Here is a 13,947-nt window from a genome sequence, read left to right as displayed (position 1 = left end):
AGTTTAACGACTAATATTTGTTAAAAAAGGCCTAGCAGGATGTACCTGTTAGGCCTAAGTACAGCTTAATATTTATAAGATAGCTAATCCATCATGCCATGCGCAGTTAATAAAGCGGATTGCATAATGCACCATCTTAATTTTACCAGTGACTTTAGATAGTACGTGCGAACTCTTGAATCTCAAAGACTTCGATTTTATCACCAGCTTCTACATCATAACCGCGGACGGCTAGACCACATTCCATGCCCGTACGTACTTCATTAACGTCTTCTTTGTAGCGACGTAATGACTGTAATTGACCAGTAAAGATAACTTGGTCATTACGTAATACACGGATAGGTTTGTTGCGATAAATCGTACCTTCAACCACCATACAACCAGCAGCTGCACCAAACTTACTAGAGCGGAATACTTCACGAACGTCTGCAACACCTAAGATTTTCTCGCGATGTTCTGGCGCAAGCATACCGCTCATTGCCGCTTTCACATCATCAATCAAGCCATAAATAACACTGTAATAGCGAATATCCATGTTGGCAGAATCTGATTTACGACGTGCGGTAGCATCTGCACGAACGTTGAAGCCTAACAATACCGCTTCACTAGATTCTGCTAGCGTCACATCTGACTCAGAGATAGGACCAACGCCTGAGCTGATCACACGAACTTTAACTTCATCCGTCGATAACTCATTCAATGCGGCAAGTAGTGCTTCAAGCGAACCACGAACATCAGTTTTTAGAACGATATTTAAGTATGAAACATTACCCTGTTCCATCTGATCAAACATGCTCTCTAAACGCATCGCGTTTTGACGCTCAAGCTGACGCTCGCGCTCACGGTTGGTTCTAAAGTCCGCGACTTCACGGGCTTTTTTCTCGTCCGTTAAGACTAAGAATTCACTACCAGCTGCTGGCGTTTCAGGTAAGCCTAATATCTCTACAGGGATAGAAGGTCCAGCTGATTGAATACGTTTGCCATGTTCATCAGTCATCGCACGAACTTTACCGTAATATTCACCAGCTAAGACTAAATCGCCTTGTTTTAATGTACCTTTTTTGACAAGAACACTAACAACAGGACCACGACCTTTTTCGAGTCTTGACTCAATAACCACACCTTGAGCAGGACCATCTAATGGTGCTTCTAATTCCATTAGCTCAGCTTGTAAGCTAATAAGCTCTAGCAGCTCATCAATACCATCACCTGTCTTGGCTGAGATACGAGCCATAGGAGTATCGCCACCCCAATCTTCCGATACCACTTCTTTTGCAGTCAATTCGTTAAGAACGCGATCAGGATCAGCACTTGGCTTATCCATTTTGTTGATAGCAACAATCAGCGGCGTACCAGCAGCACGAGCATGATCAATCGCTTCTTCAGTTTGCGGCATCATGCCGTCATCTGCAGCAACGACCAATACAACGATATCTGTCGCTTGAGCACCACGTGAGCGCATTGCACTAAAGGCGGCGTGCCCTGGAGTATCAAGGAAAGTAATAACACCACGTGCTGTTTTCACATGATAAGCACCGATATGCTGAGTAATACCACCTGCTTCGCCCGTAGCCACTTTCGTTTCACGGATTTTATCTAGTAATGAGGTCTTACCATGATCAACGTGACCCATGATAGTGACTACTGGTGGACGCGTTTGTACGTTACTGCTGCGCTCATCAACAGCATCTTGTAGATCGTCTTCAACTTTAGTATCACTGACGGGTACTGGATTGTGACCCATCTCTTCTACGATTAGACTAGCGGTTGCTTGATCAATCATGTCTGATTCGCGAGCAATTTCACCCATTTTCATGAGTAACTTAGTCACTTCACGAGCTTTCACTGCCATGCGCTGGGCAAGATCAGAAACCGTGATTTGCTCACTAATTTCTACATCATAAACAATTTTTTCGACAGGCTTTTCAAATTTATGCTGTGAAGACTGGCTTGAACGTAGACCGTTTTTGCGGTTCTTAATTTCACGCTCGTCTTGATTTTTACGACGACCACGGCCACGGGCACTAGTGGTACTGGTGCCACGCTTGATTTCACGACGTTCTTTCTCAAACGATTCTTCTAATGCGTCACCGACCAAACCTTCTGCCAATGGCTCATCTTTACGAACTTCAGTTGCGGGCTGATCAGTATATTGACCGGCCATTTTACGCATTTGCTCAAGCGTACGCTTTTGCGCTTCTTCAGCTTGGGTACGGCGTGTTTCAGTTTCGATCTCGCGTAAACGAGCTTCTTCCTTTTCACGCACCTCACGAGCTTTACGCTCAACTGCCGTCTCAACTTTTGGTTTCGTCGCTGTAACTTTCTTCTTAGGTTGTTCTTTCGGCTTAACTTCAACAGTAGTCTTGCCGCCTTTTTTCACAACCACTGACGTTGAAATATCGTCATTCTTGTCGTCTGACTTTTTGCTAGTGCCAAGGCTTGCACGCATCGCAGCTAAAGTAGCAGCTTGACGCTCCTCAGATTTTTTCTTAGTAGCAGCACGGTCTTCGGCATCTTTAGCAGCACGTGCTTGCGACTCAATCATCGCTTGCTCACGTGCAGCCAATTCTTCAGCCATCTTTTCTGGGTCAGGCTTCTCGAACACTTTCTTTTTACGCACTTCAACATTGACGCTCTTAGATTTGCCCGAAGAGCCAGTCACACGCGCAGTACTAGTCGTTTTAGACTTCAGACTAATGCGACGCTTTTCTTCCTGACCATGACTTTGCTTTAAATACGTCACCAACTTTTCCTGCTCAAGCTCGGTGACTAAGTCACCTTCTGCACGCGCAGGCAGTCCAGCATCTACCAATTGCTGTTGTACAGCACTTGCGGTTTTGCTTACCATATCTGCCAGTTCTTTGACGGTCTTATCTGCCATGTATTATCACCTACTGTCTATTATTTGCTATATGTTCAATTCAGTTGTTGGCTACAAATGATTGGGGTAAGGCTGATATAAATTTTGCTCATACCAGCACTTTATTATCGATAGCATATCACCAAAAGACAGCGATATGCAGTTACCGCTTATTCATTGAACCAAGATTCCCGAGCTTTCATGATGAGTTTTCCTGCGGTTTCAGTATCTAAGTCTTCGATATCTTCTAAGTCGAAAACGGCTTGTTCTGCTAAGTCATCAACCGTAATGATGTCCTTTTGAGCCATTTTATAAGCCCAGCTGACCGTCATTCCTTCAAGATCTTGTAGTTCCTGACTTGGCTCTTTCATGTTCTGTTGTTTGACCAATTCGTCTGCGATAACGACTTCTTTCGCACGCTCTTGGATCATATCAATCGCTTCATCATCTAATCCTTCAATATCGTAGAAGGTTTCGACAGGTACATAAGCCACTTCTTCAATACTGGTAAAACCAATATCGACAAGCGCTTGTGCTAAGTCTTTATCCACTTCTAGGCGTTCATAGAATAGTTCGATGAATGCTTTAGATTCGTTTGCTTGACGCTGCTGATACTCTTCTTCTAGCATCATATTTAGCTTATAGCCGGTCAGCTCAGAAGCTAAGCGTACGTTTTGACCTTGTGAGCCAATCGCACGTGCTAGCTGATCATTGGTACTAAAGATAATATCAGCCGTTTGCGTATCTTCATCTAGGATGATACTGCTTACGTCTGCAGGCTCTAGAGCGCTGATGATAAATTGGGCAGGATCATCTGACCAAACCACTACATCAATACGCTCGCCATCAAGCTCTTGCTGTACTGCTTGGATACGTGTACCACGCATACCAATACAAGCACCAACCGGATCGATACGATGATCGTTGGTCTTAACCGCTATTTTAGCACGAGTACCCGGTAAGCGCGCGACGTTACGGATTTCGATAATTTGTTCTGCAATCTCAGGCACTTCTTTTTGCATCAATGCCGAGAGCATTTCAGGATGAGTACGTGATAGAAGCAACTGAGCGCCGCGATTTTCACGGTTCACATGATATAAGATGGCATTGATACGCGATTTTGCGCGCAATTGCTCACGTGGTAGCATCTGATCACGTGATAGATAACCCTCAGCATTATCACCTAAGTCAATGATGTAACCATCACGGGTTTGTTTTTTGACTTCGCCATACATCATCTCGCCAACACGTGGCTCAAAAGCATCTGCTACTAAATTACGCTCAGCTTCACGAATCTTTTGGATGATAACTTGTTTGGCTTGAGTGGCAGCAATACGACCAAACTCGATTGACTCAATTTGCTCTTCTTTAATATCACCGATTGACCATTCTTCCTGATCAAGGTCAGTAATCGCAAGCTGACAAGCAGGCATTTCATGGTCTTCATCTGCAACCACTGTCCAATAACGATAAGTATCATAATCGCCTGTTGTACGGTCAATTGAGACTCGCACTTCTACTTCCGGCTGATCGGTATATACTTTTTTCTTAGTCGAGACGACCAAAGCATCTTCGATTGCTTCAAAGATATCTTCAGGATTTAAGCCCTTCTCGTTACTGACAGTTTCTACTACCGTTAAGATTTCACGACTCATACTATGCCTGTCCTATCATTTTTTAATTGACTTAAATTTTATAATTTTTGACTTACTCTATATTTTCACCATCAGTCATCTAAGCTATTAGACTAACTGCGTTTATACACTAAAAGGTCTAATAGCGAATAGATTAAGCATCTTCATAAATTAAATTGGCTTTATCAATATTGCTTAATGCAATCTCAAACTGCTCACCATCAGTGGCAGTCAGCTTTAAAGAGGTGGCATCAATACTATTTAAAGTACCAGTTGCTTTACGGCGTTTTTTATCACCTTCACCAATCGCTTGTATCAAACGCAAGCTCACTGTCTGACCGACATAAGCATGCATTTGCTCATCTGAAAAGAACGCACGGTCAAAACCAGGTGAAGAGACTTCTAAAATAAACTCACCGGAAATCGGGTCATGAACTTCAAGAATACCGCTCACTTGGTGATTCACTGCTGCACAGTTTTCAATCGTTACTTGTTTATTTTGAGCTTGCTCTTCTGGTAATGCCTCAATATAAATACGTAACAAAGAGCGATTGCCTTGTGGTGCAAACTCTATACCCCATAGTGCCACATCGCAAGCCGCGACGGCAGGAGCAATGATATTAGTCAATTCTGTAACTTTGGTCGAAAGCTTCATAATCTATTTATATTTTCCTATTCACTTATCTATCTTACTTAATAAATCCTGCTGAAGTTTTTCTTCATCATTATTTAATAAGAACCTATCGTTATTTAAACCACAGTGATTGTCTTATGCTTAAAGTATAAACACAAATGATATCTACCGGGTATTTATATCAGGGTAAGCTTGACAAATATCAAGCTCAGCCGCGCTATGCTTTTATTACTTATAAAGCAGTACTATCGATAAAAGAGTGAGGAATAAAAGATAGTGTGCTTAAGTATCATCGCGCCATGAATGACATGTGATGACAAGCTTCTATAATGGTATCGCACTCTATAGACATAGAGCTTAGCATAAGTAGGATAGATATCGCGATTACACAGACCACCAGATACAAAAAAACCCACAAGCATAATGGTGGGCTAATTGTTACTGACAAATTTAGTGTGCAAAACATCAGTATAAAAAGTGGTAGCGGGGGCTGGATTTGAACCAACGACCTTCGGGTTATGAGCCCGACGAGCTACCAGACTGCTCCACCCCGCATCAATCTAGAACGCGTATTATAGGGAGGTTTTATAGTAGTGTCAATCTTTATTTAAAAATAATTTAAATTAAAAATCTTAGCTATTTATGAACGACTCACTTAATACGATACAACTTTAAAACTTGGTGCGATTGGGGGGACTTGAACCCCCACAGCTTGCGCCACCACCCCCTCAAGATGGCGTGTCTACCAATTCCACCACAATCGCATTACTCTAACTGTTCTCTCTATATTCTCAATACCCATTATAGTTGACGCGTAAGGTAAGCATCAAAGGTCTAAGACTTGTAAAAACAGAAAAAGCATTGTAAATGTAACGCTTTCAAATAGCAAGGGCTGCCTACTTAAAAAACTAGAGTAACAGCAGCTACTGAGGATTTTGTGTCAAAGGCCGCGGTGTTTGTGGTGCTGAAACTGGTGCATCTAGACGAAACTGATCTTCTGCCTGCTTACGAGCATGGACCGCAAGGGTCATACTCGTGATAAAAAATATGGCGGTCAACACTGCTGTCGCGCGTGTTAAGAAGTTGGCAGTGCCCGCCGCACCAAATACTGTACCTGATGAGCCGGCACCAAAAGAAGCCCCTGCATCTGCCCCTTTACCATGCTGTATCAAAATCAAGCCAATCATGGCAATCGCCACGATAATATGCAGGGCTAATATAAACGTAAACATGGTGGCCTCTTTTGCCGCGTAATGACGACTGATAACGAAAAACAAATCGTATGGTGTAATAGTGATAAAGATTGGCGGTAAATGTTGCCATATCGATGATATAAATAGGGCGTATTGTACACGATTGCAAGGGCACTGTTAAACCCACTTTTGCCAACTGATAAAGACATTTTGTGAATAACAATTACAATAAAGACTCACGTTTTTATTATATCTATCAAGAATCTACTAGATACTGGCTTGGCTAAAAGCAGTGGCAATCGTCAGAAAGCTGTCAGCTTTCAATGAAGCACCGCCAACTAAAGCGCCATCAATCATAGGATCAGCAGCAAAGCTATTAGCATTATCAGCATTGACACTACCGCCATACAAAACTGTCATATTAGACAATGAGTCGGCAAATCCTGCCAACGTTCGCTTGATATGCTTATGAGTGGCGCTGACTTCTGCTACCGTTGGCACTTTACCTGTACCTATTGCCCATACTGGCTCATAAGCAATAATGAGATGAGTCGGTAATGCCTCAATAAGTTCTGGCTGCTGTGCAATGAATTCTTTGATAACCGCTAGCTGATGATCAATGACTGTAAGAGTTTGCTTAGTATCATATTGCGCTTGGCTTTCACCAATGCAAAATACCACGCCTAAATCTTGTGACAAAGCATGAATCATTTTTTGCAATAAAGCATCGTTAGATTCTTGATGATACTGACGGCGCTCTGAGTGACCAAGGATTGTCCAAGTCGCTCCAGCATCGACTATCTGCTGCGCTGAACATTCACCTGTATAAGCACCAACACTGGCACTATGTCCACTAACGTCTTGAGCTGCACACAGTATTGAGGTGTCTTTTAGGCGACCATTCACTGCTGCTAAATGTATCAAGCTTGGTGCTACCATTATTTGACAACGCGCGGAGTTATCGTGGCTCATTTGCTTGGTTGTACTAATAGCAGCGCATAAGTCGTCCAGTAGTGCGTTTACGTCATGGCTCGTTGCTGGATTCTGCTTCCAATTTCCAATTACCCAAGCTTGCATTCTTCTCTACCTTGTCTTATATATGGCTGCCAATATGGCTAATATGCGCGCAAGTATAACAAATATTTCACAAGTGCTATAGTATAGTGCGCCTCAAATCAAAACTGACCTTTCAACCATTGCTTTAGTAACTATTGCTGAATAATTATTTTTGATTAGCCAATCGAGCCCTAGACTCTATAAAACCTTTGCGCTCACGTAAATCCCTATATGATTTTCTCAATATAGGATAAAGTGCAGACAATCGATTTTTTTATCTCAAACCCGTATTTAAAATAACTATTTTAATAATTAGCTCAACTATCAACGATAAAATGGCAATAAGTAAAACATGGTGAATAGCCTGCTATTTAGGTAAATATATCGCCTACCAGATATCGAGCAAGGAGAAGTCTTAATGTCTATCACAACCAGTAAATACGGTGGCTTAGCACAGCAGCTGATTAGCGAAGGTATCGTAAGCGAAGCGCATATGAAAGCGGCGCAGACTGATTCGCAGCAGCAGCAAGTAGGACTGGTCTCTTATCTGGTAGAGCATAAGCTCGCCAATGCCTATCAATTGGCTCAAATGCTATCGCAAGCATTCGGCGATCCTTTATTTGATCTTGATGCGCTAAGCTCAGAGGTCATCCCAAAAGACTTGGTCGACGAAAAAATCGTCCGTAAGTTTAATGCTTTGCCAATGTTTAAGCGTGGGCAACGCTTATTTGTGGCACTGAGCGATCCGACCCGTATTGATGCGATTGATGCGATTGCCTTTAACTCTCGCTTGTCAATTGAAACCGTTGTAGTCGAAGAAGATAAGCTTAAAAGGCGTATTGAAAGCTTCTATGCTGATAGCATGCAAAATTTTGATAGCTTTTCTAATAGTGATTTGCATATTGGCTTTGATGAGAATCAAGAAGAAGATGACGGTGAGACCAAAATCTCTGATAGCGTCGAGGAAGCACCGGTCGTCAAGTTTGTTAATAAAATGCTAGTAGATGCCATTCGTATGGGTGCGTCCGACTTACATTTTGAGCCCTATGAAAAAAGCTATCGAGTGCGCTTTCGAGTTGATGGGGTCATGCAAAAAATGGCCAACCCGCCCGTACAACTTGCGGGGAAAATTGCTGCGCGTTTAAAAGTAATGTCACAAATGGATATCTCAGAGCGCCGTGTCCCTCAAGATGGACGTATTAAGCTAAAGATATCTAAAAATAAGGCCATCGATTTTCGGGTAAGTTGCCTACCTACCTTGTTTGGCGAAAAACTGGTTTTGCGTATTCTAGATCCCTCATCAGCCATGCTTGGTATTGAAGCGTTGGGCTATGAGCCTGACCAACAAGATATGTTTTTGGAGGCGTTACATAAACCGCAAGGCATGCTCCTAATTACTGGTCCCACTGGTTCTGGTAAAACCGTCTCACTCTATACTGGTATTAACCTCCTGAATACTGGTTCGACCAATATCTCGACTGCCGAAGATCCTGTCGAAATTAACCTTGAAGGTATTAATCAGGTCAACGTCAACCCAAAAGTGGGGCTGACTTTCTCCACCGCCCTTAAGTCTTTCTTACGCCAAGATCCTGATATTGTGATGGTTGGTGAGATTCGTGATCTTGAAACTGCTGAGATTGCGATTAAAGCAGCACAGACAGGGCACATGGTACTTTCAACCTTACATACCAATTCAGCGCCTGAAACGTTAACGCGATTACGCAATATGGGTGTCGCTTCTTTTAATATTGCCACTTCCGTGAACTTGGTCATTGCCCAACGATTGGCACGGCGCTTATGTAAAAACTGTAAAAAACCTATCAATATTCCGCGTCAAAGTCTGCTTGAGCTTGGTTTTACAGATGCAGATTTGGACAATACAGACAATGTCATCTACGAGCCAGTCGGTTGTAATGAGTGCCGTGAAGGCTACAAAGGACGTGTGGGCATTTATGAGGTGATGAAAGTCACTCCAGATATTTCACGTATTATCATGGAAGATGGTAACGCGATAGACATCAAAGATGCGGCGCTAAAAAACGGTTTTAGAGACTTACGTCGCTCTGGTGTTTTAAAGGTTTTACAAGGTGTCACCAGTATTCAAGAAATGATGCGCGTGACTTCTGAATAGCATATTTGGTTGAAAAGTTTGGTACAGATATTCCTCTGAGTAAATTTCATTATGTCCGTAAAACTTATTGTTTAATTACTATTAAACAATAATAGCCAGTAGGAAAAATAAAACAGATAAACACTGGTTTTTTGCGCTAAAATAAAGTATATCCGCTTAAAACAATGGGTTAACTACGTTTTATAGCAGGCATTATCTATATTGGACTATATCAGACCATTTTTTGAAGGAACGGACATGGCAAAAGCTAAGACCGACATGCTGTTAGACTTTGTATATGATGGCGTCAACCGTCGCGGGCAAAAGGTAAAAGGTGAGACGACCAGTCGTAGCTTAGAGCTTGCCAAAGCCACGTTGCGCAAACAAGGTATTACGGTTAAAGGTATCAAGAAAAAGCCAAAACCCTTATACACCTTTAAAAAGTCTATCAAGCCTATCGATATTGCTATTTTTGCACGTCAATTGGCAACCATGATGAAAGCTGGGGTGCCATTGACTCAATCCTTTGAGATTGTCGCGGACTCTCTAGATAATCCGAGTATGAAAGACTTGGTGTTACAAATTAAAGCCGATATCGAAGCTGGTGGCACTTTTGCATCGGCATTACGTCGCCATCCCCGCTATTTTGACGATCTTTTTTGCTCGCTTGTTGATTCTGGCGAGCAGTCAGGTGCGTTAGAAACTATGCTGGAGCGAGTTGCGACTTATAAAGAGAAAAGCGAGCTGTTAAAAGCTAAAATTAAAAAAGCCATGAAATATCCTATCGCGGTCGTTGTAGTTGCCATTATTGTCACTATGATTCTATTGATAAAAGTAGTTCCTGTATTTTCAGATTTATTTGAGTCTTTTGGTGCAGAACTACCAGCCTTTACCCAAATGGTTGTAGGTATGTCTGAGTGGATGCAAGTATGGTGGTTCATCTTAATTGTATTTATTGGTGGCGCAATTATTGGCTTTTCAGAAGCTAAGAAGCGTTCAAAGAAATTTCGTGATGTCCTAGACCGTGCGGTATTAAAAGCCCCAATATTTGGCAATATCGCTTACCAAGCGGTGATTGCGCGTTTTGCTCGTACTCTGTCTACGACTTTTGCTGCTGGTGTACCACTGATTGATGCACTAGACTCTACTGCTGGTGCAGCCAATAATGTCGTTTTCTATAACGCTATTCAACAAGTAAAAAATGATGTGTCTACAGGTCAACAACTACAATTTTCAATGCGCTCAACCAACGTATTTCCTAGTATGGCTATTCAAATGGTCGGTATCGGTGAAGAGTCTGGTAGCTTAGAAGAAATGTTAGACAAAGTGGCAGTCTACTATGAAAACGAAGTTGATAACGCGGTTGATGGTTTGACCAGTTTGATGGAGCCACTTATTATGGCCGTCTTGGGCGTATTGGTTGGTGGCTTAGTCATTGCGATGTACTTGCCAATCTTCCAGATGGGTGCAGTGGTATAGGCTAAAGACCAATTAAAGGACAGCTCGTTCATGCAATTTATACAGTTATTACAAGAAAATATGACAATCGCTTTAGTCGTATTTGGTCTACTAGGACTGTGCATCGGTAGCTTCTTAAACGTGGTAATTCATCGCACTCCGCTGATGATGGTATCGGCTTGGCGACAAGAGTGTAGCCAGTTTATATATGATCAAGCAGATATACCGCGTGAGCATACGAGACCGTTGGTCAATATTGTTAGTAATGATACGCCTATTACCTTAAGCCGCCCTGCTTCACGCTGCCCGCACTGTACCCATAAAATTAAGTGGTATGAAAACATCCCTTTAATTAGCTGGATATTACTACGCGGACGTTGCTCAGATTGCAAAGCGGCTATCGGACTACGCTATCCTATCGTTGAGCTGGTCACTGCTCTGCTATCTGCACTAGTCATTTATCATTTTGGCGTCAGCATGGCTGGACTATCAGCATTGGTTTTGGTCTGGACACTGATCGCCTTAACTGGTATCGATTTTGATACACAGTTATTGCCTGATCGCTTAACTTTTCCATTAGCAGGGCTAGGATTGGCGGTCAATTCACAAGGTTGGTTTGTGCCTCCTACTCAGTCGATATGGGGCTTGTTATTGGGATTTTTATCGTTATGGATAGTGGTCAAGATATTTTATTTAATCACCAAAAAGCAGGGCATGGGACAAGGCGACTTTAAATTATTGGCAGTACTGGGTGCGTGGCTTGGACCTATGATGTTACCCTTGATTATTTTATTGTCATCATTGCTCGGCTCTATCGTTGGGATTATCTTGATGAAAAAACAAGGTGAGAGCAAGCCTTTTGCCTTTGGTCCTTATATTGCTATTGCCGGTATTGTGGCGTTGTTATACGGCTCAGATATCGTTAATTGGTATTTAGGCATGTATACTTAAGCAGTAGTCACTTCTCAATCAGTTATCTTAACCTTCCATTGATTACAGTCATTATCCTTCTATCAGTCAGATAAGTCATCATTATGTCAAAATACGCAGCAGCACCTTCACCTTATTCGCATCAGCCGCAAACGCCTGAGCATAAAAGTAAAACATTGGTAGTGGGTTTAACGGGTGGTATCGGCAGTGGCAAATCAGCCGCCAGCGACTGGTTCGCACAGCAGGGAATCGATATTATTGATGCAGATGTCATTGCACATGAAGTGGTGGTCAAAGGCAGCTCAACATTGCGCAAGATCCAGAGGAAATTTGGTGATTGGGTGCTAAACGCCAATGGTGATATGGACCGCGCCGCTGTACGAACTCATGTGTTTACTTACCCTGATGCTCTAATTGAGCTTGAAGCGATTACCCATCCCGCGATACGCGAAGCTGCAAAAAAGCAATTGGCAGAGAGTACCTCGCCGTATGTGGTGTTGTCAGCGCCGTTATTGATTGAAGCGGCAGAAGCTGGGCTTGCCAATTTATGTCAACGTATTTTGGTGATGGATGCCACAGAAAATACCCAACTTGCACGAGCCAGTCAACGTGATGCGCTAAGTGTGCAAAAAATTGAAGCCATTATGGTCAATCAGCTTAGCCGTGAAGAGCGCAATCGTCATGCGGATGATGTGGTATTAAATGAGAGTGATCTTGCGGCCCTATATGTACAATTAGAGCCGCTCCATCAAGACTATCTTAAGCTTGCCCAGCAGCTAAAGTTCGCTGCCGATTAATCTCATACAAAGCCATACCTGTCGCCACACTGACATTCAAGCTTTGCAAGTTGCCATGCTCGTTGCCTGACATCGGAATATAAACCAGCTCATCGCAGCTTTCTGTTGTCAGGCGACGCATCCCCTCACCTTCTGAACCCATGATAATAGCCGTTTTACCAGTCAGATCTGCAGCATGGATTGGTTTGGCATCGGCATTAAGAGCGGTACCAAACACAAAAACGCCGGCATTTTTAATTTTTGTCAGCGTGCGTGCCAGATTGGTCACGCTAACAATAGGCATCATTTCAGCCGCGCCGACTGATACCTTGGCAACCGTTGGCGTCAAGCTAGCTGCATGATGTTTCGGACAAATGACTGCATCGACACCCATGGCTACTGCTGTACGCAAACAAGCGCCAAAATTATGGGCGTCCGTAATTTGGTCTAGTACCAGTAACAAACAATCATCTCGACCAGCAAGCGTATCTAGCAAACCTTCATCAGCGAAGCCTAATGGACGGGCGTTCAGCACTACGCCTTGATGTTGCGGGCTACCACACAGCTGAGTAAGTTTGTCTTTTTGCGTTGGTTGAATACTGATGCCATTATCACGTGCTTGCGCCATAATAGACTGTACATGACTGTCAGTCTCGCGCCCTTGCTGTACAAATAAGCTCAGTCCATCAAGAGGACGGTATTCGAGCAAGGCATCAATGGCATGAATGCCATAAAAATAGGTAGGTTTTGCCATAATAGGCCTATTGATTATAAAGTGGGTATTGCACAGTGTTATAAAAAACATGCAATAAAAATAGAGATGTGTAATTGTAGCAATTAATGACCAGCTTCATCTAAATAATGTCAGCAAAAAAAAGAAATAAACCTGATAAGATTTATTTCTTTGGAATCATTGGCTTTTGGCTTCATCAATTATCTAACGACACTTTAAGGCGCATTAGCCTTCTAAGTGACAGATATACTGGACGATCTGTTCTGTGCGTAAATTGAAACCACTATTACCTTCAACCACGAATGACTGTCCTGCGCGGTAGTAGCTGAACTCCTCTTCCCCATTTATTTTGACTTCGCACTCACCGCTAGTGATTTCAATACGTTCAGATGTATTGGTACTAAAGTGATAATGCTCGACCAAATTATCACAAGGTAAGATAACACCTAATGTTTTATGACGACCGTCCTCGAACATAATGGTATGGCTTGAGCAACGACCATCATAGGATATCGTGGCTTGAGCATTGACTGTTACATTAGTAAATTGCGCCGCTGTCATAG

General features: G+C 42.7%; 11 protein-coding genes and 2 tRNA genes. 4 read left to right on the top strand and 9 right to left on the bottom strand.

Annotated features, from left to right (window positions below):
• Window positions 1–154: 154 nt before the first annotated feature.
• The 7 genes from infB to tpiA form a co-directional block, all read right to left on the bottom strand.
• Entirely contained in the window at window positions 155–2,881 is a 2,727-nt protein-coding gene (infB, locus tag FQ082_RS05500; protein WP_149492346.1) for a translation initiation factor IF-2, read from the bottom strand.
• Window positions 2,882–3,030: 149 nt separating this feature from the next.
• Window positions 3,031–4,515 (bottom strand): transcription termination factor NusA, encoded by a 1,485-nt coding sequence (gene nusA, locus FQ082_RS05495; RefSeq protein ID WP_011512448.1) that lies wholly within the window; start codon window positions 4,513–4,515, stop codon window positions 3,031–3,033.
• Between the two features lie 133 nt (window positions 4,516–4,648).
• Window positions 4,649–5,149 carry a ribosome maturation factor RimP gene (gene rimP, locus FQ082_RS05490; RefSeq protein ID WP_011512447.1) on the bottom strand — a complete coding sequence of 167 codons (501 nt, stop codon included), beginning with the start codon at window positions 5,147–5,149 and terminating at the stop codon, window positions 4,649–4,651.
• 457 nt (window positions 5,150–5,606) lie between these two features.
• A tRNA-Met gene (locus FQ082_RS05485) sits at window positions 5,607–5,683 on the bottom strand.
• Between the two features lie 124 nt (window positions 5,684–5,807).
• Window positions 5,808–5,892: transfer RNA gene (locus FQ082_RS05480), tRNA-Leu, on the bottom strand.
• A 159-nt stretch (window positions 5,893–6,051) separates the two neighbouring features.
• Window positions 6,052–6,360 (bottom strand): preprotein translocase subunit SecG, encoded by a 309-nt coding sequence (gene secG / locus FQ082_RS05475; protein ID WP_011512446.1) that lies wholly within the window; start codon window positions 6,358–6,360, stop codon window positions 6,052–6,054.
• A gap of 228 nt (window positions 6,361–6,588) precedes the next feature.
• Window positions 6,589–7,398 carry a triose-phosphate isomerase gene (gene tpiA / locus FQ082_RS05470; RefSeq protein WP_149492345.1) on the bottom strand — a complete coding sequence of 270 codons (810 nt, stop codon included), beginning with the start codon at window positions 7,396–7,398 and terminating at the stop codon, window positions 6,589–6,591.
• 397 nt (window positions 7,399–7,795) lie between these two features.
• On the opposite strand from tpiA, the gene pilB reads away from it, so the two are divergent.
• From pilB to coaE, 4 genes are all read left to right on the top strand, one after another.
• Window positions 7,796–9,508: a type IV-A pilus assembly ATPase PilB gene (pilB, locus tag FQ082_RS05465; RefSeq protein ID WP_149492344.1), complete on the top strand. Its 1,713-nt coding sequence runs from the start codon at window positions 7,796–7,798 to the stop codon at window positions 9,506–9,508.
• 237 nt (window positions 9,509–9,745) lie between these two features.
• On the top strand, window positions 9,746–10,966 hold the full coding sequence (locus FQ082_RS05460; RefSeq protein ID WP_149492343.1) for a type II secretion system F family protein: 1,221 nt from the start codon (window positions 9,746–9,748) through the stop codon (window positions 10,964–10,966).
• 30 nt (window positions 10,967–10,996) lie between these two features.
• A complete protein-coding gene (locus FQ082_RS05455) occupies window positions 10,997–11,896 on the top strand; it encodes a prepilin peptidase (RefSeq protein WP_149492342.1) in 900 nt (299 codons plus the stop codon).
• A gap of 83 nt (window positions 11,897–11,979) precedes the next feature.
• Complete coding sequence (coaE, locus tag FQ082_RS05450; protein ID WP_011512441.1) at window positions 11,980–12,672, top strand: dephospho-CoA kinase; 693 nt, start codon at window positions 11,980–11,982, stop codon at window positions 12,670–12,672.
• On the opposite strand, the gene rlmB is transcribed toward coaE, so the two are convergent.
• Window positions 12,635–13,405: a 23S rRNA (guanosine(2251)-2'-O)-methyltransferase RlmB gene (gene rlmB / locus FQ082_RS05445; protein ID WP_133103981.1), complete on the bottom strand. Its 771-nt coding sequence runs from the start codon at window positions 13,403–13,405 to the stop codon at window positions 12,635–12,637. The two genes, coaE and rlmB, sit on opposite strands and share 38 nt — an antisense overlap.
• A gap of 204 nt (window positions 13,406–13,609) precedes the next feature.
• Complete coding sequence (locus FQ082_RS05440) at window positions 13,610–13,945, bottom strand: pyrimidine/purine nucleoside phosphorylase (protein WP_011512439.1); 336 nt, start codon at window positions 13,943–13,945, stop codon at window positions 13,610–13,612.
• Window positions 13,946–13,947 lie beyond the last annotated feature (2 nt).

The organism is Psychrobacter sp. ANT_H56B (assembly GCF_008369245.1).
GTDB classification, from domain to species: Bacteria; Pseudomonadota; Gammaproteobacteria; order Pseudomonadales; family Moraxellaceae; genus Psychrobacter; species Psychrobacter cryohalolentis.
The sequence above is the reverse complement of the archived record's forward strand: the minus strand, read 5'-3'. Positions and strand labels throughout refer to the sequence as shown.

Coding starts and splice junctions, on each gene's coding strand:
- pilB (WP_149492344.1), top strand. CDS start 7,796: ATGTCTATCACAACCAGTAAATACGGTGGCTTAGCACAGCAGCTGATT.
- secG (WP_011512446.1), bottom strand. CDS start 6,360: ATGTTTACGTTTATATTAGCCCTGCATATTATCGTGGCGATTGCCATG.
- tpiA (WP_149492345.1), bottom strand. CDS start 7,398: ATGCAAGCTTGGGTAATTGGAAATTGGAAGCAGAATCCAGCAACGAGC.
- rlmB (WP_133103981.1), bottom strand. CDS start 13,405: ATGGCAAAACCTACCTATTTTTATGGCATTCATGCCATTGATGCCTTG.
- rimP (WP_011512447.1), bottom strand. CDS start 5,149: ATGAAGCTTTCGACCAAAGTTACAGAATTGACTAATATCATTGCTCCT.
- nusA (WP_011512448.1), bottom strand. CDS start 4,515: ATGAGTCGTGAAATCTTAACGGTAGTAGAAACTGTCAGTAACGAGAAG.
- FQ082_RS05440 (WP_011512439.1), bottom strand. CDS start 13,945: ATGACAGCGGCGCAATTTACTAATGTAACAGTCAATGCTCAAGCCACG.
- FQ082_RS05460 (WP_149492343.1), top strand. CDS start 9,746: ATGGCAAAAGCTAAGACCGACATGCTGTTAGACTTTGTATATGATGGC.
- FQ082_RS05455 (WP_149492342.1), top strand. CDS start 10,997: ATGCAATTTATACAGTTATTACAAGAAAATATGACAATCGCTTTAGTC.
- coaE (WP_011512441.1), top strand. CDS start 11,980: ATGTCAAAATACGCAGCAGCACCTTCACCTTATTCGCATCAGCCGCAA.
- infB (WP_149492346.1), bottom strand. CDS start 2,881: ATGGCAGATAAGACCGTCAAAGAACTGGCAGATATGGTAAGCAAAACC.